This window comes from Pseudomonas rubra (assembly GCF_028656935.1).
In the GTDB taxonomy this organism is placed as follows: Bacteria; Pseudomonadota; Gammaproteobacteria; order Pseudomonadales; family Pseudomonadaceae; genus Aquipseudomonas; species Aquipseudomonas rubra.
In genome coordinates this window covers 1-19,077 of sequence record NZ_JAMDGZ010000081.1, presented here as the reverse complement: position 1 = coordinate 19,077, position 19,077 = coordinate 1, and the positions used below count along the sequence as shown (strand labels likewise).

At 61.5% G+C, this 19,077-nt stretch carries 17 protein-coding genes and 1 pseudogene; 9 read left to right on the top strand and 9 right to left on the bottom strand.

Annotated elements, in window-relative coordinates:
- Positions 1-17 precede the first annotated feature (17 nt).
- Both M5G17_RS26730 and M5G17_RS26725 read left to right on the top strand, forming a co-directional pair.
- The gene (locus M5G17_RS26730; protein WP_273895863.1) at positions 18-1,778 is read left to right on the top strand and encodes an isocyanide synthase family protein; all 1,761 of its coding nucleotides are present in this window, start codon (positions 18-20) and stop codon (positions 1,776-1,778) included.
- A 105-nt stretch (positions 1,779-1,883) separates the two neighbouring features.
- Positions 1,884-3,014, top strand: coding sequence for a hypothetical protein (locus M5G17_RS26725; RefSeq protein WP_273895862.1), 1,131 nt, complete (start codon positions 1,884-1,886; stop codon positions 3,012-3,014).
- Positions 3,015-3,022: 8 nt separating this feature from the next.
- Here M5G17_RS26725 and M5G17_RS26720 read toward each other — a convergent pair whose 3' ends face one another.
- Positions 3,023-5,209, bottom strand: coding sequence for a TonB-dependent siderophore receptor (locus tag M5G17_RS26720; RefSeq protein WP_273895861.1), 2,187 nt, complete (start codon positions 5,207-5,209; stop codon positions 3,023-3,025).
- Between the two features lie 211 nt (positions 5,210-5,420).
- On the opposite strand from M5G17_RS26720, the gene alaC reads away from it, so the two are divergent.
- From alaC to M5G17_RS26695, 5 genes are all read left to right on the top strand, one after another.
- Positions 5,421-6,641, top strand: coding sequence for an alanine transaminase (alaC, locus tag M5G17_RS26715; protein ID WP_273895860.1), 1,221 nt, complete (start codon positions 5,421-5,423; stop codon positions 6,639-6,641).
- A 240-nt stretch (positions 6,642-6,881) separates the two neighbouring features.
- Positions 6,882-7,256 (top strand): YkgJ family cysteine cluster protein, encoded by a 375-nt coding sequence (locus M5G17_RS26710; protein ID WP_273895859.1) that lies wholly within the window; start codon positions 6,882-6,884, stop codon positions 7,254-7,256.
- 54 nt (positions 7,257-7,310) lie between these two features.
- On the top strand, positions 7,311-7,880 hold the full coding sequence (locus M5G17_RS26705; RefSeq protein ID WP_273895858.1) for a GNAT family N-acetyltransferase: 570 nt from the start codon (positions 7,311-7,313) through the stop codon (positions 7,878-7,880).
- A 69-nt stretch (positions 7,881-7,949) separates the two neighbouring features.
- Positions 7,950-8,483 (top strand): hypothetical protein, encoded by a 534-nt coding sequence (locus M5G17_RS26700; protein WP_273895857.1) that lies wholly within the window; start codon positions 7,950-7,952, stop codon positions 8,481-8,483.
- Positions 8,483-9,034 (top strand): hypothetical protein, encoded by a 552-nt coding sequence (locus M5G17_RS26695; protein ID WP_273895856.1) that lies wholly within the window; start codon positions 8,483-8,485, stop codon positions 9,032-9,034. The genes M5G17_RS26700 and M5G17_RS26695 overlap by 1 nt, the downstream gene beginning before the upstream one ends.
- Here M5G17_RS26695 and M5G17_RS26690 read toward each other — a convergent pair.
- Entirely contained in the window at positions 9,031-9,513 is a 483-nt protein-coding gene (locus M5G17_RS26690) for a DMT family transporter (protein WP_273895855.1), read from the bottom strand. The genes M5G17_RS26695 and M5G17_RS26690 overlap by 4 nt on opposite strands.
- Before the next feature lie 90 nt (positions 9,514-9,603).
- Between M5G17_RS26690 and M5G17_RS26685 the strand changes: the two genes are divergently transcribed.
- A complete protein-coding gene (locus M5G17_RS26685) occupies positions 9,604-10,545 on the top strand; it encodes a LysR family transcriptional regulator (RefSeq protein ID WP_273895854.1) in 942 nt (313 codons plus the stop codon).
- Between the two features lie 76 nt (positions 10,546-10,621).
- Entirely contained in the window at positions 10,622-11,005 is a 384-nt protein-coding gene (locus tag M5G17_RS26680) for a lysozyme inhibitor LprI family protein (protein ID WP_273895853.1), read from the top strand.
- Here the strand turns inward: M5G17_RS26680 and mnmH are convergent, their stop codons facing one another.
- The 7 genes and pseudogenes from mnmH to M5G17_RS26645 form a co-directional block, all read right to left on the bottom strand.
- The gene (gene mnmH / locus M5G17_RS26675) at positions 11,006-12,109 is read right to left on the bottom strand and encodes a tRNA 2-selenouridine(34) synthase MnmH (protein ID WP_273895852.1); all 1,104 of its coding nucleotides are present in this window, start codon (positions 12,107-12,109) and stop codon (positions 11,006-11,008) included.
- Positions 12,109-13,143 (bottom strand): selenide, water dikinase SelD, encoded by a 1,035-nt coding sequence (gene selD / locus M5G17_RS26670; protein ID WP_273895851.1) that lies wholly within the window; start codon positions 13,141-13,143, stop codon positions 12,109-12,111. The genes mnmH and selD overlap by 1 nt, the downstream gene beginning before the upstream one ends.
- A 219-nt stretch (positions 13,144-13,362) precedes the next feature.
- On the bottom strand, positions 13,363-15,906 hold the full coding sequence (locus M5G17_RS26665; protein WP_273895850.1) for a TonB-dependent siderophore receptor: 2,544 nt from the start codon (positions 15,904-15,906) through the stop codon (positions 13,363-13,365).
- 116 nt (positions 15,907-16,022) lie between these two features.
- Entirely contained in the window at positions 16,023-17,006 is a 984-nt protein-coding gene (locus M5G17_RS26660) for a FecR domain-containing protein (protein WP_273895849.1), read from the bottom strand.
- A gap of 5 nt (positions 17,007-17,011) precedes the next feature.
- Entirely contained in the window at positions 17,012-17,521 is a 510-nt protein-coding gene (locus M5G17_RS26655) for a sigma-70 family RNA polymerase sigma factor (protein WP_273895848.1), read from the bottom strand.
- A 96-nt stretch (positions 17,522-17,617) separates the two neighbouring features.
- Positions 17,618-18,283 carry a hypothetical protein gene (locus M5G17_RS26650; protein WP_273895847.1) on the bottom strand — a complete coding sequence of 222 codons (666 nt, stop codon included), beginning with the start codon at positions 18,281-18,283 and terminating at the stop codon, positions 17,618-17,620.
- 138 nt (positions 18,284-18,421) lie between these two features.
- Positions 18,422-18,914, bottom strand: a pseudogene (locus M5G17_RS26645) (N-acetyltransferase family protein).
- Positions 18,915-19,077: the final 163 nt, after the last annotated feature.

Here is a 19,077-nt window from a genome sequence, read left to right as displayed (position 1 = left end):
TTCAAGGAAGATAGGTCATGCAACACAAGGACACCTGGATCAAGGCAGTCAGCGACGTGCTGGCGGGTTATCTGCTCAAGGACAGCGACGATCGCTTCGACGCGGCGGGCAGGGCCAACCTGGCGCAGAGCCTTGCGTACTTCTACGAGCAGCAGGCACCCGTTCGCCTGGTGCTGCCTGGCTTTCCGTGCAAGTCGCCAAATGCCCGCGACCAGACCTTCGGTGTTCTTCCGGACTACGGCGAGGCCATGGCCATCGAGCGTCTTGATCAACTGGGCCAGGACATCGCCGCGCTACACGCGCCAGGCTGCGTGGTGTCGATCCTCAGTGACGGCACCACCTTCAACGACATCGTCGGGGTGCCCGACGAGGTACGCAAAACCTACAACCAGGCACTGCGCGAACTGTGCACGACCCACACGATCAACTGGGTCAGCATGGAGGACCTGTTTCCCCAGGCCAGCAGCGCCGATGCCGTGCGCGCGACCCTGGTCAAGCAGGCGCGCCTGCCCTGGAAGAACGTCGAGGTGCTGATCGAGCAGAGCCGCACCGACGAAACTCTCAGCCACGCCCACGACAAGCTTTGCAGCCACCTCTACAACGACTTGCGCCTGTACCGTGAAGCCGGCCAGAGTGAGGATGAGCACCTGCTGCAGATTGGTTACAAGGCCTATCAGATGATGTTCCGCGGCCAGGCGCTGAATGCGGCGGTCAACCGCTTCTTCCCCGATGACATTCGGCTGTCCGTGCACCAGTACGATAACGCCGGACCAAAATTCACCCTGGCCCTGGCGGACGGCCTGGAGCGGGTCTCCAGCCCTTGGCACGCCGTGCCGGTGAGGCATCTGGATGGCAGCCAGACCCTGCGCGGCCATGCCGAGGTCGATATCGACAAGCACGTGCTGGTGCAATACCAGGGCCGCCCCTGGCTCTATCATCAGACCACTGGCGAAGCACTGCAAGGCTTCGAGTTCCAGATGCAGAAGCTGCCACTGTTCGGCTTGCTGGTACGGGACCCACTGGGCCTTGGCTTCGAGCGTTTCTCGACGCAGTTGCTGGAATCGCTGGTGGAAACCTTCGGCTTTGTCTGTCTGCGCGGCTGCCAGTTCGAGGACCGCGACAGCTTTGCCCGCGATTGCGAGCGCTTTGGCACTATCTATCAGTGGGCCTTTGGCAAGGTCCACGTGGTCAAGCCGGCCGACAAACCCGAAGGTGTCGTGCATTCGCTGGAGAAGACCCCGCTGCACTGGGACCTGAATATGCTACCCGACAGCGACGCCCAGGTTCAGCGCGATCCGAAGTTCTGCGCCAGCAAGTTCATGCTCTATTGCAAGACGCCGCCACAAGCGGGCGAAGGCCAGACCACCATCGTCGATAGCCGCAACGCACTGCGCAAGGTAGGCAATCAGGTGGCACGGCTGTGGCAGGCGGTGGACATCACCTACTACACGCGCATGACCTACTTCGGCGGGTCGCCCCGTCATTACGGTCTGGTGGACCTGCATCCACGTACCGGCGAACGCATCCTGCGCTACCAGGAAGGTACCGATTCGACCCTGCAAACCCTGAGCCAGGAAGTCCAAGGCTATGACGAACAGGCCCAGCAGGCGCTGCTTGAACAGCTCGACGCGCTCGTCTACGACGAGGATTGCCTGATTGCCCACGACTGGGTCGAAGGGGACCTGGTGCTGATCGACAACTACCAGACCTTGCACGGGCGTCTGCCGATGTCACCAGCATCGGCTTCGCGCGAGCTTTGGCGGGTACAGGTCTACTGAGCGATGCCCTGGCAGCGGGTTCCGTTGTCAGGGTGTCTTTCCGCCTGTTGGTGGTGGCTGGGCTGCAATAGCGTGTGCTGATCCTCAACCTCACAGGATCATGGCATGAGCATTTTGACCGTTTACTTTTGTGGCACCGGCTCTCACCGCTTTGACGACAAGAACCCCAATTTCTGGAATGGTGAACTGGTTTCGACCCTGGCCGCCAACGACCAGGGCAAGGAGTTTGCCCATTGGGTGGCCATCGATGGCCCCGGCAGTGGCAATCTGCAAGCCGATGACCTGTTCATCAAGACCAAGGCCTACGGGCTTTCCGGTACCTTGTTCGGCAAGGGCTGGGAAGAGAACGTCAGCCACGCCCTGCACGTCATCAAAGGATCGTTTGCCTGGCGGCGCAAGGTCCTCAACGAAGCCGAGTACAAGCAGCTCAAGGCCGCCGGCATTCCGATCGAAGATGTCGAGAAAACCGGCTCCTGGTTCTGGCGCACCTACAGCTACGGCAATCGTGTGGTGACGCCGCAGCAACTGCAAGAGCAGATCATCAAGATGTTTCGCAAGAACGGGCCGCTGCCGACCCAGGTCAACCTGGTGGGCTGGAGCCGTGGTGGAGTGAGCTGCCATATGCTGGCCAACGCCATGTTGGGGGACAGCAGCCTCAAGCACATTCCGGTGAATATCTTTGCCATTGATCCGGTACCGGGCTTGTTGAACTTCCAGGCTCATCGGGTTCAGCTTGGCGACAACATCAAGCAGTACGTAGGCTTCTACTCCCGTGATGAGCGTTCAAAAGGCTTTGCCTGCGTTGTGCCGCGGACCCATGGCTCGACCCGCTGCCACATCTATCCGATGCCGGGCCGGCACGCGACACTGGTGGGCAACGCTTCCGCCGACGGTGCAGGCGCAGGCAAGGTACTGATCGAACCCGGGCTGATCGTGCGCCATTTCGCCGAAGTCTGTCTGAGCCGCTGGGGGGTAAAGTTGCAAAAGATGCTCAACCTCAGCGACCAGGCGCTTGCGCAGTATCACCAGGCGCTGGTACGGGACGAGGGCCGCTATCAGGCGATGCGTGGCTACTCTTACACCGTGCTCACCGAGTCGGACAAGAGCGAGCGTGCAGTAAGCCTGGGCAGCGAGGGCCGGGCCTTCACCCGTGTATCCGGCGCGGCCTTTGCGCCTGATCGCGGCCTGGCGGCCGCAGTCAGGTGGGAAGCGGGTGCTTACAAGGAGATTCGCTGAGGGTGCAGTTAGAAGTCGTAGCGTGCGCTGACACTCACATTGCGCGGGTCACCGTAGTAGTAGGAGTTGTAGAAGCCGACGTTGGTGAAGTACTTCTTGTCGAACAGGTTGTTCAGGTTGACCTGGCCTGAAAGGTTGTCGCTGAACTGGTAGCGGGTCATCAGGTCAACCAGCCAGTAGGCCTCTTGGGTGTAGTCTTCACTGCCGCGAACCGGGTTGCGCACCGATTGCCACGATTTGCCCTGCCAACGTGCACCACCGCCCACGGTCACGTGCTCCAGGGCTCCTGGCAACTTGTAGCTGGAGAACAGACTGACCTGGTCTTCGGGCTCCCAAGTGGAGATCTTGTCACCATCGCCATCACGAATGATTTTATGGGTGTAGCCGGCCTGCACCTGCCAGCCTGGGGCCAGTTCGCCGGAAATCTCCGCTTCGTAACCTTTGGACTTGGCCTTGGTGGCGATATAGGGGCTCAGCACCAGCGAAGGCTGGCCGCTGCGGTCCTGTTCGGCGCGGTTGTCTTCGTGAATCTCGAAGTACGCAAGGCTAGCGTTGAGGCGCCCGTCGAACCATTCGCCCTTGAGGCCGACCTCATAGTTGTCGCCCTCGTTAGGCTCGAGCATTTTGCCGAAGCGGTCCTCGCTGGACTGCGGTTCGAAGATGCTGGTGTAGCTGGCATAGACCGAATAAGTCGGATTCAGGTCGTAGACAATGCCCGCGTATGGCACGGCGCGCCCGCTTTCTTTCTGGTTGCTGTCACCGGAGCGCGTGAAGTTGGCGAAGCGGCTACCGAGGATCAGCGCCAGGTCATCGCTGGGCTTGAAGCGTGCGGTGATGTAGCTGGCGGTCTGGCGGGTGGTCTGGTCGTCGGTGCGAGCCAAGTCCCAGGCGGGTTCGGCAATGTTGCCATCCCAGGTGTAGAAGTTGTCGACACGGTTGTCGTAACCCGCTGCCGCGTTGTAGGCCTTGGCATCAAACCTGGCCCGCGAATAGCTGGTGCCGACCACCAGCTCGTGCTCGCGACCGAGCAGCTCGAACGGGCCGGTGGCGTAGAGTTCTGCGGTGTCGGTCTTGGTCTCGCCGGTGAACTTGCCCGAGTACAGGGTGCTGCCGCTGCCTGTACGCGGATTAGGCGCGCCGCCGCTGAGCGAGCCGAGCCTTGCGTGGTAACCATTGAGTTTGTGGCTGAGCTCGAACTTGCTCACCCAGTCATTGGCAAAGTGGTGTTCCAGGCTGGCAAATACCGTGCGGGTGTATTGCTCCCAGCGGCTCCATTGCGCCCCCGGGTTGAACGAGCGCGAGACCTTGTTCAGGTTGCCGTCGCTGTTGAACATGGGGATCGCCGCCCAGCTGGAACCCCTGGGGTCGTTGTCCTGATAATCGGCGCCGAGCGTCAGCAGGGTGGCGTCATCCAGGTCCATTTCGACGATGCCGTAATAGACGCTGGTCTTGCGTTCATAGTGATCCAGGAACGAATGCTTGTCCTGCAAGACGGCCACGGCTCGACCCCGCACGCTGGCACTTTCGTTAAGCGCACCAGAAACGTCAAGTTCGCTGCGATAGTTGTCCCATGAGCCGCCGCTGGCGCCAAGATGGGCGTTGAAGTCGGCGGTGGGTTTCTTGCGCACGAAGTTGATCGCCGCACCGGGCCTGCCGGCCCCGGAGAGCAAGCCGTTGGCGCCCTTGATCACTTCGATGCGGTCATAGATGGCGGTGTCGCTGAGGTTATTGCCGGCAGCGTTGACACCGTTGTCCAGGGTAGGAATGCCGTCGTACTGGTAGTTCCTGATCGCGTAGCCACGGGCGTAGTAAGTGGTGCGCTCGCTGTCCAGCGTCGAGACGGTAATGCCCGGTGTATGGCGCATCACCTCGTCGATGGCGTTGAGGTTGAAGTCATCCATGAACTGACGGGTGATTACCGAGATTGACTGCGGCGTCTGCCTCGGGGTCAGCACCAGGCGAGTGGCGGTGGCGATAGTGCCAGGGGTGTAGCCGCCGCTGCCTTCGGTCACCGTACCTAACTGGTTGCTGATGACATGGGTTTCGCCAAGTTCCCATACACTGTGATGTCGGTCGTCGGTATTTTCGGTGTCATCGCTGGATGAGGCTGCCTGCAGGCTGCTGCTGGCGGCGCAGAGGGCAAGGGCTAGCAGTGTTGGGTTAAAAGGGTGGCGCTTGGCGGAGGGTGACAGCATTGCAGTTCCTTTGAATGCCAGGAAAACGATAGAAATGATACAAATGATTATCATTTGATCCGTCAAGTTGTAACATAAAACTCAGCCTGGGTGAGGGATTTTTCCGCAGGCACTGGACACGCCGCCGGCAAAGGCTCTATCGTCTGCTTCGGCCACCGCAGTGGCCAACGTCGCTCGGACGGTTCCGGGCGCTTACGTCTTCGAGGAATCCATGGCTGACCAAGGTTCGCCGCGCCGCTTTGCGCGCATTGATCGTCTCCCCCCTTACGTCTTCAACATCACCGCCGAACTCAAGATGGCTGCACGCCGTCGCGGCGAGGACATCATCGACCTGAGCATGGGCAACCCCGACGGGGCCACGCCGGCGCATATCGTTGAAAAGCTGGTGCAGGTTGCCCAGCGTGAAGACACCCACGGCTACTCGACTTCCCGCGGTATTCCACGCCTGCGTCGGGCCATTTCGCGCTGGTACAAGGAGCGCTACGAGGTCGAGATCGACCCGGAGAGCGAAGCCATTGTCACCATCGGTTCCAAAGAGGGCCTGGCGCACTTGATGCTCGCCACCCTCGACCATGGCGACACCGTGCTGGTGCCCAACCCCAGCTACCCGATTCACATCTATGGTGCGGTGATTGCCGGTGCCCAGGTGCGTTCGGTGCCATTGATTCCGGGTGTGGACTTCTTCAACGAGCTGGAGCGGGCGATCCGCGAATCCATTCCGAAACCGAAGATGATGATTCTCGGCTTCCCCTCCAATCCGACTGCGCAGTGCGTCGAGCTGGACTTCTTCGAGCGGGTGGTGGCCCTGGCTAAGCAATACGATGTGCTGGTGATCCACGACCTGGCCTACGCCGACATCGTCTATGACGGCTGGAAAGCGCCGTCGATCATGCAGGTGCCAGGCGCCAAGGACATTGCTGTGGAGTTCTTCACCCTGTCCAAGAGCTACAACATGGCGGGCTGGCGCATCGGCTTCATGGTCGGCAACCCTGAACTGGTCAACGCCCTGGCACGGATCAAGAGCTACCACGACTACGGCACCTTTACCCCGTTGCAGGTGGCGGCGATTGCTGCGCTCGAAGGCGATCAGCAGTGCGTGCGCGACATCGCCGAGCAGTATCGCCAGCGTCGCAATGTGCTGGTCAAGGGCTTGCACGAGCTGGGCTGGATGGTTGAGAACCCCAAGGCCTCGATGTACGTCTGGGCGAAGATCCCTGAGGAGTATGCACACCTGGGGTCGCTGGAGTTCGCCAAGAAACTGCTGGCCGAGGCCAAGGTCTGCGTGTCGCCGGGCATCGGTTTTGGTGATTATGGCGACGACCATGTACGCTTCGCCCTGATCGAGAACCAGGACCGCATTCGCCAGGCGGTGCGCGGCATCCGGCAGATGTTCCGGGCTGATGGGGTAGGTGCCAAGCCAACCCAGAAGTAACGGGACCGCGCTGCGGTCCATCGCTGGCAAGGCCAGCTCCCACAAGGTCTGTGCACCAGGGCCATTGTGGGAGCCGGCGTTGCCGGCGATGGGCTGCGTAGCAGCCCCGGCAGGGCGCCTATGCAACCGTCCGTCAGCGGCGATATATTTCTGCATCACCCCCCTTCTCAAACAAGCGGCAACGCATAGAATGGCGGCGGGTTTCTCCCTATAACGATAATCAACCTCCCCCTTCTGATCATGTCCGAACATAATCCCTGTTTGAACTGCGGCGCCTGCTGCGGGTATTTCCGTGTGTCTTTCTTCTGGGGTGAGTGCACCTCGGCCGGAGGTGTGGTGCCCGACGAGTTGGTGGTCCAGATCAGCCCCAGCCGCGTGGCGATGATCGGTACCGACAGCAAGCCGTGTCGCTGCATCGGGCTCGAAGGCGAAATTGGCAAAGGTGTGAGCTGCACCTTGTATGAGCAGCGCTCGACCCCGTGCCGGGAGTTCGACGCAGCCTGGGTCAATGGCGAAGCCAACACCAGTTGCGATGCCGCCCGCGCCGCCTATGGATTGCCGCCTTTGGAGGCCAACGAGCCGATCTGGCCGGACGAGGGCGCCGAAGTCGCCTGAGGCGTGGGTTGAGGGGTACACTGGGCGGTTCATGAATCGGACAGGAGGTCCCGCGTGACCCACACGTACAGTTTCCCCGCTGATCTGTGTCTGCAAAGCCCGCGTTTGCAACTGCGGCCGATGGCGGCAGACGATGCCCAAGCGTGGTTTGCCATCATGGCCGACCCGCAGGTCATGCGTTACTGGAACCATGGCCCTTGGCAAGTGCTGGCAGAGGCACAGGCGGCACTGGCCGACGACCGCAATGCCCATGCCGCCGGGCAGATGCTCAAACTGGGTATCTATCGGCGCGACAATGGCGAACTGATCGGCATGACCCAGCTGTTCAACCTCGACCCTGGCTCGCGCCGTGGCGAAATTGGCTATTGCCTTGCCAGCAGTGCACAAGGCCGTGGCTTCATGGACGAGGCGCTCACCAGTTTCATCGACTACCTGGCCCACGGCCTGCACCTGCGGCGCCTGGAGGCCGAAATCGACCCGCGTAATCACGGCTCGGCGCGTACTCTGGAACGTCAGGGCTTTGTGCTCGAAGGGCTGTTGCGCCAGCGTTGGTGTGTAGCCGGTGAGTTGTCGGACTCGGGTTTATACGGGTTGCTGCTCGATCAGGCGCCGCTGGAAGGTTGAATATTCAAGCGCGGCAGCGCTGTCTGCGTTATTGTCGCGCGCTCTTCGACCAGCCAAATGGATTTACTGGTGCCCCTGAACTATCTGACCCTCAGTCTTGCGTGCTATATCACTTGCCTGTTCCTCCAGGCCTGCGCCCGCGAGCACGATGTGATGCGCGGCATGCACGCACTGGCCCTGGGGGCGCTGGCGGGTTCCTTCTGGTACGCCAACCCGCTGTATTTCGCAGCTCTAGTGATGCACCGGACAAAGCCGCGGGTGGCCCTCTACCTGGGCTGCGCGGCGCTGTTGCTCAGTGGCCTGATGGTGCCACTGGGCTGGCTCGGCTGGACCCCGGTGCCCGATTCGGCCAACGGGCCGGGGCTGCTGCTCGGTTACTATGTGTGGCTGTTGGCGATGCTGGTGTTCATCCTCGGTCAGTGGCGCTATCGGCATGAGCCTGCGGGCAGTGGCAGGGTACCGCTGCTGGGCTGGCCCGCCTGGGTGCTGATTGCCGGGATCGTCGTGACTGTGCCGCTGGCGTTCACACCCTGGAGCAAAGTGCCGTTTCGCTCGATCCCCGAGCAGACACAAACACCCTGTGTCGCGTGTGGAGGCAACTGATGGCGCGTTTTTATGTGGCAATCACCCTGGGCTTGTTCGTGCTGAGCCTGTGCTTCGATGCCATCTATTTGTCTGGCGGTAGCCGCCTGCATGCCTTGCAGGCGATGCTGTACGGGCCCTGGGGCGTGGTCATGCAAATCTATGCCTGGTTTGCCAACCCGCTGTTGGGCCTTGCAATCCTGGCGCATCGACGCTGGCGCTGGCTGTCGCTGCTGCTGGGCCTGGGCGCTTTGTACTTGGCCCTGAGTTCGTTGCTGGTCGAACGGCTGCCCAACAACCACAGTTACGATTTTCTGGATGTCACCGGCTTTGGGCCCGGGTACTACCTCTGGCTGGCCTCTGTTGGTTTTTTCTGTGCGGTGCAGGCCTGGTGGTGTCGACAGGTGTTCAAGGGCGCACGGATGCCAGGCTGGCACTTGCTCGATGGTGGCCTGGCAATCGCACTCAACGTGGCCATTGCCTATGCAATCCAGAGCCCTGAGCTGCACTTTCAGTTGAAGAAAGTCATCGAGCCCCCGGCACCGGTGCAGATCGACAAGGACGCCATCTAGCGGCCCGACGTCGAGGTGCCCCACTGCACCACCAGCATGCCGAGCACAATCAGCCCGACCCCGGCCAGGCGCAAGCCGTTGACCGGGCGCTCGGGCAAACCCATCAAACCCCATTGGTCGATGATCAACGAAGACAGCACCTGGCCGGCAATCACGCAGACGATGAAGCCGGCGGCGCCCAGCCGTGGCGTCAACACCAGGGCGGCAGTTATGTAGGCGACGCCGCCCACGCCGCCGAGCCATGCCCACCAAGGGGCATGAGCCACGGCGCCCAGTTGCGGTAGCGGGGCACGCAGCACCAGCAATGCCGGGATCACCATCAGCACGCTGACCACCAGCGATACTAGCGACGCCCATAACGGATGCCCGAGTAGCCGCCCCAGCGCGGCGTTGCTACCCGCCTGGAAGGGCACGGCGGCGCCGGCCAGCAAGGCGACGGTCAACGGCAGCAGGGTGGCGCTGATTGCGGGCAGGTTCATGGCAAGACTCCTTGAAAAGTGGCTTGCCAAAGTCTTGGTTATCCATCCAAATAATGGAAATTCGAATGCTGCACAGGAATTATTCGCCTGATGGATGACTTGCGCCGAATCGACCTCAACCTGCTGCTGACCTTGCATGCCCTGCTCGCCGAGCAGCATGTTTCGCGCGCGGCCTTGCGCCTGCACCGCAGCCAGCCGGCGGTCAGCCACGCCCTGGCGCAACTGCGCGAACTGTTTGGCGACCCGTTGCTGGTGCGTCGTGGTGGGCGCTTGCAGGTTACCGCACGGGCGCAGGCGTTGATCGAACCGCTGCAGCAGGCCCTGGAACAACTGGATGGCTTACTGGGTAGCCCAGGCTTCGACCCGCGCCGCGCGCAGCGTAGTTTTCGCCTGGCGATGTCGGACTACGGCGCCCGGGTGGTGTTGCCGGGCTTGATGCGGATGCTGCGCGAAGAGGCGCCGGGCATTGACCTGATCGTCTCGCAGGGCAGCCGCGAGGCCATGCTCGGTCAACTGTTCGATGGCGAAGCCGATCTGGCCCTGGCGGTGTTCCCTGAACTGGCGGCTGAGCTGCGCGCGCAGACCCTGTTCGAGGAGCGCTTCACTTGCATTGCCGACCGCAGCAGCCTGCCGGCGCGTGGTGCGCTGAGCCTGGAGGAATGGTTGGCGCGGCCGCATGTGCTGGTGGCGGTGCGCCCGGGTATCGACAACGAGATTGATCTGGCCCTCAAGGCGATCGGCGCCCAGCGAAGGGTGGTGCTGGCCTTGCCGCATTGGGCGGCGGCCCAGGAGGTGATTGCCGGGACCGATCTGATCCTTACCGTGGCCCGGCGCAGCCTGGACAGCGGCAAGGCGGATTCACGCCTGCGCAGGTTTGAGCCGCCGTTGCCGATCAAGCCGTTTGCCTTTCAACAGACCTGGCACCAGCGCCGTGAAGGGGAGGCGGGGCATCGCTGGTTGCGCGAGAAGGTGCTGCAGGTGTGTGCAGGAGCAGGCACCGCCGGCCGGATCGCGGAGCAAGCACCGTTGTAGGAGCGGGCTTGCCCCGCGATAGTATTCTGTCAGCCACCTCGCATTGCATGGCAGTGCATCACAAGGAGTCCGCAGCATGAAACGCCCATTTTTGGCCATAGGCCTATTGCTCTGTTGTTCCTCGATTGCCCAGGCCCAGGACGACTACTCCCCGGACTACACCGCCTGCATGAAAACCGCCGAATCCACCCTGGCCATGAATAACTGCAACGGTGCCGAGATCAAGCATCAGGACAGCCGCCTCAACAGTGCCTACAAAAAAGCCATGGCAGGCCTCGAAGGGCCGCAGCAAGCTCAGTTGCGTGAGGCCCAGCGGGCGTGGATCAAGTACCGTGACGCCAACTGCAAGCTGTACTACAGCCTCACCGGCGGTACTATCGACCAGCTCAATGGTGCAGGATGCCTACTGAGCAGCACCAAGGCGCGGGCCGACGAATTGCAGGCATTGCTCGAACCCTGATCAGGAGCGAGTAGCCCGGGCACGCAGGTACTCGCGCACCTCGCGCTGATCCCCGGCAAACTCGATACGCTCGGCTTTGCTGTCGCGGTGGTAGGTATACATCGGGTCGTAGTATTCGTTGAGCAGGCCGCTGATCCAGGCGCGGTGCAGATCCACCGCAGCACTGCGCAGTTGCTCTTGCAGTGCTTGCTCAAGCAATGCCGACAGCCGCTGGTAGCGCTCGCCGCCGAGGCGCTTGAGGATGTTGGCCATGCTCTGGGTAAGTCGTTCGGCAAACAGTCGCAGGCCGTGTTCATCGCCGTGCAGGGCAACGAACTCGGCGCTGAGGTGAATGACGTAATCGCCGAGAATCCGCTCGACCCGGTTGTCAAAGCTGTCTTCCAGCCACACCAACGGATAGCGCTGCATGCCCTGGTACAGCTCCAGCGGCAGTGTGCAACTGCCGACAATGCGGCCTTCATCTTCCAGCACGAACTGCTCGACGCCGCGTGCGCGTTTTTTCAGCACATCGATGGCCAGGTGGTTTTCGAAGTCGATCTGCGCCGGCTGGCCGGTGGCGCGCTTGCCGAAACTGGAGCCGCGGTGATTGGCGTGGCCTTCCAGGTCAACAGTGTTATCCAGTTGTTGCAGCACTTGGGTCTTGCCGGTACCGGTGAGTCCGCCGATCAGCACGAAGTCACATTCGGCCACCGCTTGCTGGGTTGTATGGAGCAGGAAATTACGCATGGCTTTGTAGCCACCGACCACTTTGGGGTAGTGGATACCCACGTCAGTCTTGAGCCACTGCTGGGCGATCTGCGAGCGCAGGCCGCCGCGAAAACAGTACAGGTAACCCTCGGGGTTGGCCTGGGCGAAGGCGGCCCAGGCGGCAATGCGTTGATCCTTGAGCTGGCCGCTGACCAGTTGATGGCCGAGGGCAATGGCGGCCTGCTGGCCCTGTTGCTTGTAGCAGGTGCCGACCTTCTGCCGCTCGAGGTCATTCATCAGTGGCAGGTTGATGACGTTGGGGAACGCGCCCTTGGTAAATTCGACCGGGGCGCGCATGTCCATCATGGGTACATCGTTGAGAAACAGCTGGCGGTAGTCGGTGCAGTTGTCGCGCATCAAAGCACCTCAACTGCATGGCTCTGTCGCTCGACCAGCTCGCCGATCGGTGCCAGGCTCAGGCCCAGTTCGGTGGCGACGGCGAGAAACTCCGCTTCGCCTTCCGGTGTTACCGCCACCAGCAGGCCGCCACTGGTTTGCGGGTCGCACAGCAGGTGTTTTTGCTCGTCGCTCAACGGCGCAATCTTTTCGCCGTAGCTGTCGAAGTTGCGCAGGGTGCCGCCGGGCACACAGCCCTCGGCCAGGTAGTGTTCGACGCTCGGCAGGCGTGGCACCGCGCTGTAGTTCAGGCGGGCGCTCAGCGCGCTGCCGTCTGCCAGTTCCACCAGGTGGCCGAGCAGGCCGAAGCCGGTGACGTCGGTCATGGCCTTGACCCCGGCCAGCTTGCCGAAGCGGCTGCCGGGGGTGTTCAGGGTGCACATCCAGTCGCGGGCCAGGCCCTTGTCCTGCTCGCGCAACTTGGCTTTTTTCTCGGCGGTGGTGAGGATGCCGATGCCCAGTGGCTTGGTCAGGTACAGGCGGCAGCCGACGGTGGCGGTGTCGTTGCGCTTCATGTGGCGCTTTTGCACCACGCCGGTCACGGCGAGGCCGAAAATCGGTTCGGGGGCGTCGATGGAATGACCGCCGGCCAGTGGAATACCGGCCTCGGTGCATACCGCGCGACCGCCGCGGATCACTTCGCGGGCGACTTCAGGGGCCAGTACGTTGATCGGCCAGCCGAGAATGGCGATGGCCATCAGCGGGTCGCCGCCCATTGCATAAATGTCGCTGATTGCATTGGTGGCGGCGATGCGGCCGAAGTCATAAGGATCGTCGACGATGGGCATGAAGAAGTCGGTGGTCGAAACCACACCGCGCTCGTCATCGAGCGCGTAAACTGCCGCGTCATCGCGCGAGGCGTTGCCGACCCAGAGTTTCGGGTCCAGCGCCTGAGTACCGCTTTCGGCGAGAATCACCTCGAGCATCTTCGGAGAGATCTTGCAGCCACAACCGGCGCCATGGCTGTATTGGGTCAGGCGAATCGGCTCGCTCATACGCACCTCGAAAAATCGGGAAGGCCCGAGTGTAGCAAAGCTGGCCTTTGCGCCGATGCCTCTTATAATTTTCGGGCGGGCCCGCACACGGCCCTTTCCCCGCTATTGAACCGGAGAATCCCCATGCTCAAACGTCCCCTGGCGCTGTTTGCCGGCCTGGTGCTGTTCTGGGTGGATGCTTTGAGTGAGGTGCTCCGGCAGCGCTTTGTGCGGGCTTGATCAGAACACCCCGCGCAGCGTCAGCATGTAATTGCGCGGCTCACCATAGTAGTTGCCGTACTCCGAGGTGCCGACCGTGGCGTAGTAATGCCGGTCGAACAGGTTGTTGCCATTGAGGGCGACGGTCCAGTGTTCGTCGACCTTGTACTCAACCATCGCGTCGTACACCGCATAGCCGCTCTGGGTGAAGTCGTAGGGCTTCTCGTTGATCACTTTACCCTTCGCATCAAAGTCGTAGGCGGTGCCTTTGACGAAGTTGCTGCTCTGGATGTTCACCCCGCCGCCAACCCGCCAGGCCGACCAGTCGTTGGGCAGGGTGTACACCGACCACAGCTTGAACAGGTGTTTGGGGGTGATGCTGGTGTAGTCGCTCTGTTCGGTCTGGTTGTCCATCAGGTTGAAGGTGTACCCGGCGATCACTTCCAGCCCAGGCAGCACCTCGCCGCTGGCCTCGATATCGATGCCCTTGCTGATCACCTCGCCCTGGCCGATGAAACAGCAAGCACCGCTATAACTGAAAGGAGCCCTTGGGTAGGCCGGATCGTTGATCGCTTCGTGTTCACGCTTGGTATAGAACAGTGCGGTTGTCAGGTTCAGTGCGCCGCCGAACAGCTCGCCCTTGAGTCCGGTTTCGTAAGTCTTGCCGGTCATGGCCTCGACCGCTGAACTGTTGCCTTCAGGCCCTTTGAGCTTTTGCGCCTGGGGTTTGAACACTTCGGCGTAGCTGGCGTAAGCCGACCACTGATCGTTCAAGGCATAGATCAAGCCACCGTAGGGCACCACTTTGGTCGGCTCTCGATGGCTGATTTGTGATTCATAGCGCCAGACATCGTCACGCTTGGACTGGTAGGCCTGTTCGTACTTGTAGCGTTGGGCGCGGGCGCCGATGATCAGTTTCAACGGGTCGCTGATCTGTAGCCGCAGGGTGGAGTACAGGCCATATTGCTCGCGGGAGTTTGGGCTGTAGTCGCGCCAGAAATCATGATCGGACGCGTTCGAGCTCAAGGGCGTCGACTGCGGGTCCCAGAGGTCGATCAGGCCACCCTTGCCGAGCATGCCGTGGGCGGCACGCCAGCGGCTGGTGACCTTCTGGTAGTCGGCACCCACCAGCAGTTCATGCTCGCGGCCCAGGGCCTGGAAGGTACCGGAAAGGTTGACGTCGAACACCGACTGCTTGCTCCACGACTCGACATAACTGCCCCACCAGTAAGGGCCGGTATTGGTGGTTTCGTCCACCGATCCGTAGGGGATGATCCCTTCGGTGTTCGAGGTGTCATAGGAGTAGGTGTAGGAGCTGTTGAGCTTCCAGTTATCGTTGAACCTATGGTCGAGTTTGGCGAACAGTTCGCGAGCGTAGCCGTCCATGTAGGCCTGATTGGTGGTGTACCAACTGTGGCGTGGCAACTTGACGTCACCCCCGCTGCTGTAGCGTGGCAGACCGTCGCCGGTGCCGTTTTCGTGGGTTTTTTCGTAGCTGCCACCGACCGTGATCATTGTGTCATCGGTTAAGTCTGCTTCGAGGATGCCGTAGATCAGCGGTTTTTCGGTGCTGCGGGTGTCGAAGAAGTACTGGCGATCGCTATAGGCGGCGACCATCCGCCCGCGCAGCTTGCCGTCAAAGCCGATCGGGCCGGTGACGTCGACCTCGCTGCGGTAGTTGTCCCAGGAGCCGGCCGAGGTGTTGAGCTTGAGCTGGTACTGCTCGAGAGGACGCTTGCGTACCAGGTTGATGATGCCACCGGGGTCGCCGGTGCCGCCGAGCAGCCCGGAAGAGCCGCGCAGAATCTCGACATGGTCGAACTCGGCCAGGTCGTAGATTTTGTCGCCATAGAAAGTGCCGATGCCTGAGCCGATATCCATCGGTGCGGCGCCGTCGATCTGGATGTTGTCGATACCAAAGCCACGCGAGGCAAACTTGGGCAGGCGGAAGTTACCGTTCTTCACGGTGATACCGGGCGTGCGTTTCATGGCATCGGACAGGTTGGTCATGCGCAGGTCTTCGATGGCCTGCTGGCTGATAACCGAGACCGACTGGGGCGTGTCCCTGAGGCTGGTCGGGGTCTTGGAGCCGACGCTGGTCAGGCCGGTTGTGTAGGAGCCGGAATTCTCGGTGGCCTCACCCATGCCCTGGCCTTGAATGGTCGTCGCGCCCAGCTCCAGCACCGCGCCGGAGCTAGCCTGGAGGACCAGCAGGTAGCTGCCGTCGGCTTGTGGCTCTGCGCGGTAGCCGCTCCCAGCGAGGATGCGCGCCAGGCCTTCGTCAACCGCGAATTGCCCGCTCAATCCCGAGCTGACTTTGCCGGCGGTGAGGCGGGCATCGGTGGACAGGGCAATGCCGGCCTGCCGGCCGAACTGGCCAAGTACCTGATCCAGTGGCCCTGGGGCGATGTTGAAGTCTATCGCGGCTTGCTGATGCACCTCGCTGGCCCAGGCATTGGGCATGGCAAGAGCGCTCAGGCTCAAGCCGCTGATCAGTGCAAGGCTGAGCCGGGAGGCACGGGTGGTAGCGATGGCACGGGCCAGCGGATGGGGGCGCAGAATCATGACGGATACCGGGTTCAGAGGAGTGGGCCCGCCGGAAACCGGTGGGGATTTCCTCTAAAGCCAAACGAGAATGAGAAACCTTCCGCTTGTTCTGATTTTTTTTGTAGGCTGTTTTTTTAGGCCCGTGCGGTCACCGTGATCCAGTACGGGGTACGGCGTTGCAGGTGCACAGGCAGGCTCTTTTCCAGCAGGGTGAAGATGCGCTCAATATCGCTGAGCGGGAAAGATCCGGTCAGGTACAGGCCGGCCACTGCCGGATCGCAGCGCAAGATACCGACGTGGTAGCGCGACAGTTGGGCAATGAAATCACCCAGGCGCATGCGCTGGGCAACGATCAGGCCATCGATCCAGGCACTGGCGTTCGGGTCCAGGGCCTGTGGTGTGGCTACGCCGAACCGGTCGATGCGCGTTTGCTGGCCGCTGTGGATAACCTGCTCGCCCACGTCGCTGATCGGCGTGGCCGCGACCTGGCCACTGCTGACTGCCAGCAGGGTGCCGCTACCATTGTTATCGCTGCGCACCATAAAGCGGGTACCCAGCGGGTGCAGCCGCGCCTCGGCGGTGTACACCCGCAATGGCCTGCCGGCGGTGTCCTGGCTGCTGAGAATGTCGAGCTCGCCCTGGTGCAGCAGCAGTTGCCGTTCAGTGGCGCTGAAGCGCACATCAAGGGCTGTACGGGTGTTGAGCCAGATCTGCGTGCCATCGGCCAGGGTGTGGTGTTGGCGCTCGCCGGTGCCGGTGTGATAGTCGGCCAATGCGCCTTGCAGCCACAGGCTGTCGCGGGCTTGCCAGGCACTGGCGCCGAACAGGCCGAGGCCGGCAAAGGCTTTGAGCAACTGCCGACGGTCGCGGTTGACCGTGCGGGTTTGCTGCAGGGCATTACGGGCGACCGGGGTGTTGAGCAATTGGGCCTGTTGCTGCAACTGTCGGGGAATAGCTGCCAGGCGTTGCCAGGCGCGCTCGTGATCCGGATCAACCTGGCGCCACTGCTGCAAGTGCAGCTGCTCCTGCGCAGACATTTCACCTGACTGGGCCAGGGTGAACCAGGCAATGGCCTGATCACGAATGGCTGCTGGAATCGGCGGCTCCTGGGCAGGCATGGCGCTCATTCGAACTGGCTGGCGTAACACAAGGCAAAGGCCTTGCTCATGGACTTTTGCACCTGGTCGATGCTCAGGCCCAGTTGCACGGCGATCTGCCTGTAGGTCAGGCCATCGAGTTGCGACAACAGGAAAATCTCCCGCGCCCGCGGCGACAGGCCATGCAGCAGCGCATCGACTTCCATCAGGGTTTCAATCAGCAGGTACTGGTCTTCGGCTGACAAGGCCACGGCTTCGGGCTGCGCCGCCAAGGCTTCAATATAAGCTCGCTCCACCGCCTGGCGCCGCCAGCGATTGACCAGCAGGCCATTGGCGATGGTGGCCAGGTACGCCAGGGGCTGGCGCAACTCGTTGAGTGGCTGATGCGTGCGCATTACCCGCAAGAAGGTGTCTTGCGCCAGATCGTCGGCATCGGCTTTCTCGCTCAAGCGCTTGCGCAACCAATTGCGCAGCCAGCCGTTGTACTCGAGATAAAGGTGTTCGACATCCTGCTGCCAAGGCTTGGGCGTATCCATGGAGGTGCTGGCGCCAGTGTGTTATTGATAATTGTTCTCAATGCTACTGGAGGCCGGAGGGCGGATGCAATTGTTCAATGCAGGCCTGCGTGTCGATCAGGGCCTGGGCAGGTCATGGCTGGCCCATTCCAGGTAGCGGATGATCCGTTCCTTGTAATGCAGATGATCACGCACCACGATCAGCCCGAGCCATAGCACCAGCAGCACGGCAAAGGTCAGCAGGATGACCAGGTTACCTGTGCCGAACCTCCACAACGCGGTCACCTTGGCCTTCTCGGCGGCAATGGTAGCGAGGAAGGTCATGATCGCCACGAACATCGCATTCTGGGTCAGGTTCAAGGATTTGGGCGGGTTCTCGGAGATCTTCGCGAATGCCGCGATCTCGGCCGCCTGGGCCGCACTGACAGCGTTCTGCTCCAGCATCTGCAGGAAATGCGCATAGCGCAGGTAACTCTCGCGCTGCAGCAGTGGCTGGCTGGCGATGGCGTGGCGTTGATAGAGGCTTTTGAAGTGTTCGGCGACAAAATACTCGCGGGCCAGCAACAGCGCCCACATGCACAGGCTGGTACTGAACATGACCGTAACTGGGCCAAGCGGGTGCTGTTGCACGCTGAACGAGGCGCTGGCCACCAGGATGGTTGCCAGCACCACCAGCCAGGTCGGCAACAGATGTGGTGCCAGTGGATTGTTGCGGATGGCGTGCCAATAGTTCGGGCGGCTGCGTTTGTAGAACTGCAGCATTTCGTTCCATTGTTGAAACATCGTTACCTCGGGTACAGGGGCTTACCTTGAGGATAACGGCCAGGCTGGGGAAATCCTCCCTGGTTTTGATCTTGTGGGAGCGGTGAATCTCGTGCAGCGGATCCAGAAGACCGGACACCGCCGCGGGTTCAAGCGCCATTACAGCTCATCGACTACAAATGCCCGCTTCATCTGCACCAGCGCCACCCGAATACCTCCGGGCCCCTGGCGTTCCTCGATGGCGAAGGGTTTAAAGCCCAACTGTGGATAAAGCAGAAGCCCGGCGGTGTTGCTGTTGAAGCACGATACCTGCACTTCGCGAGCCTCGAACTGGTGGCGCGCCAGCTCGATCATGCTCTGCACCAGGTAGCGCGCCACGCCATGGCCGCGGGCGGCGGGAGCCACCACCAAATTGCCAAGGGCGCAGACGCCACCCTGCTCGGCTTTATAGAAGTTGGCAAAGGCCAGTAGCACACCATCGCCTTCAATCACAGTCGAGCCGCTGCGCTGGTCGATGAGCCTCGCTCAATTGCACGGGTGTCAGCGGGTACTTGGCCTTGGGAAACATATAGAACAGCTCGTCCGGGCCCTGGGGAAAGCAGCAGATGGCGGCGATGTCCTTGTCCTGGACGGGGCGGTGGGTCAAGTGCATAGGTCGACTCGATCAGCAGATGAGGGTGACGGTGATCCTACACACTTCGACAACGCTGGTAATTCGTTGATACAGGCAACGAGGCGCTTTGGTAAGGAAAAAATTTTCTAGGAGAGGGTTGACGGCCTATTTTAACGCTGTAGAATTCGCCTCCCGCTAACGA

Coding starts and splice junctions, on each gene's coding strand:
- M5G17_RS26685 (WP_273895854.1), top strand. CDS start 9,604: ATGGATGACTTGCGCCGAATCGACCTCAACCTGCTGCTGACCTTGCAT.
- M5G17_RS26655 (WP_273895848.1), bottom strand. CDS start 17,521: ATGGATACGCCCAAGCCTTGGCAGCAGGATGTCGAACACCTTTATCTC.
- selD (WP_273895851.1), bottom strand. CDS start 13,143: ATGAGCGAGCCGATTCGCCTGACCCAATACAGCCATGGCGCCGGTTGT.
- M5G17_RS26725 (WP_273895862.1), top strand. CDS start 1,884: ATGAGCATTTTGACCGTTTACTTTTGTGGCACCGGCTCTCACCGCTTT.
- M5G17_RS26660 (WP_273895849.1), bottom strand. CDS start 17,006: ATGCCTGCCCAGGAGCCGCCGATTCCAGCAGCCATTCGTGATCAGGCC.
- M5G17_RS26650 (WP_273895847.1), bottom strand. CDS start 18,283: ATGTTTCAACAATGGAACGAAATGCTGCAGTTCTACAAACGCAGCCGC.
- mnmH (WP_273895852.1), bottom strand. CDS start 12,109: ATGCGCGACAACTGCACCGACTACCGCCAGCTGTTTCTCAACGATGTA.
- M5G17_RS26695 (WP_273895856.1), top strand. CDS start 8,483: ATGGCGCGTTTTTATGTGGCAATCACCCTGGGCTTGTTCGTGCTGAGC.
- M5G17_RS26665 (WP_273895850.1), bottom strand. CDS start 15,906: ATGATTCTGCGCCCCCATCCGCTGGCCCGTGCCATCGCTACCACCCGT.
- M5G17_RS26710 (WP_273895859.1), top strand. CDS start 6,882: ATGTCCGAACATAATCCCTGTTTGAACTGCGGCGCCTGCTGCGGGTAT.
- M5G17_RS26680 (WP_273895853.1), top strand. CDS start 10,622: ATGAAACGCCCATTTTTGGCCATAGGCCTATTGCTCTGTTGTTCCTCG.
- M5G17_RS26690 (WP_273895855.1), bottom strand. CDS start 9,513: ATGAACCTGCCCGCAATCAGCGCCACCCTGCTGCCGTTGACCGTCGCC.
- alaC (WP_273895860.1), top strand. CDS start 5,421: ATGGCTGACCAAGGTTCGCCGCGCCGCTTTGCGCGCATTGATCGTCTC.
- M5G17_RS26720 (WP_273895861.1), bottom strand. CDS start 5,209: ATGCTGTCACCCTCCGCCAAGCGCCACCCTTTTAACCCAACACTGCTA.
- M5G17_RS26730 (WP_273895863.1), top strand. CDS start 18: ATGCAACACAAGGACACCTGGATCAAGGCAGTCAGCGACGTGCTGGCG.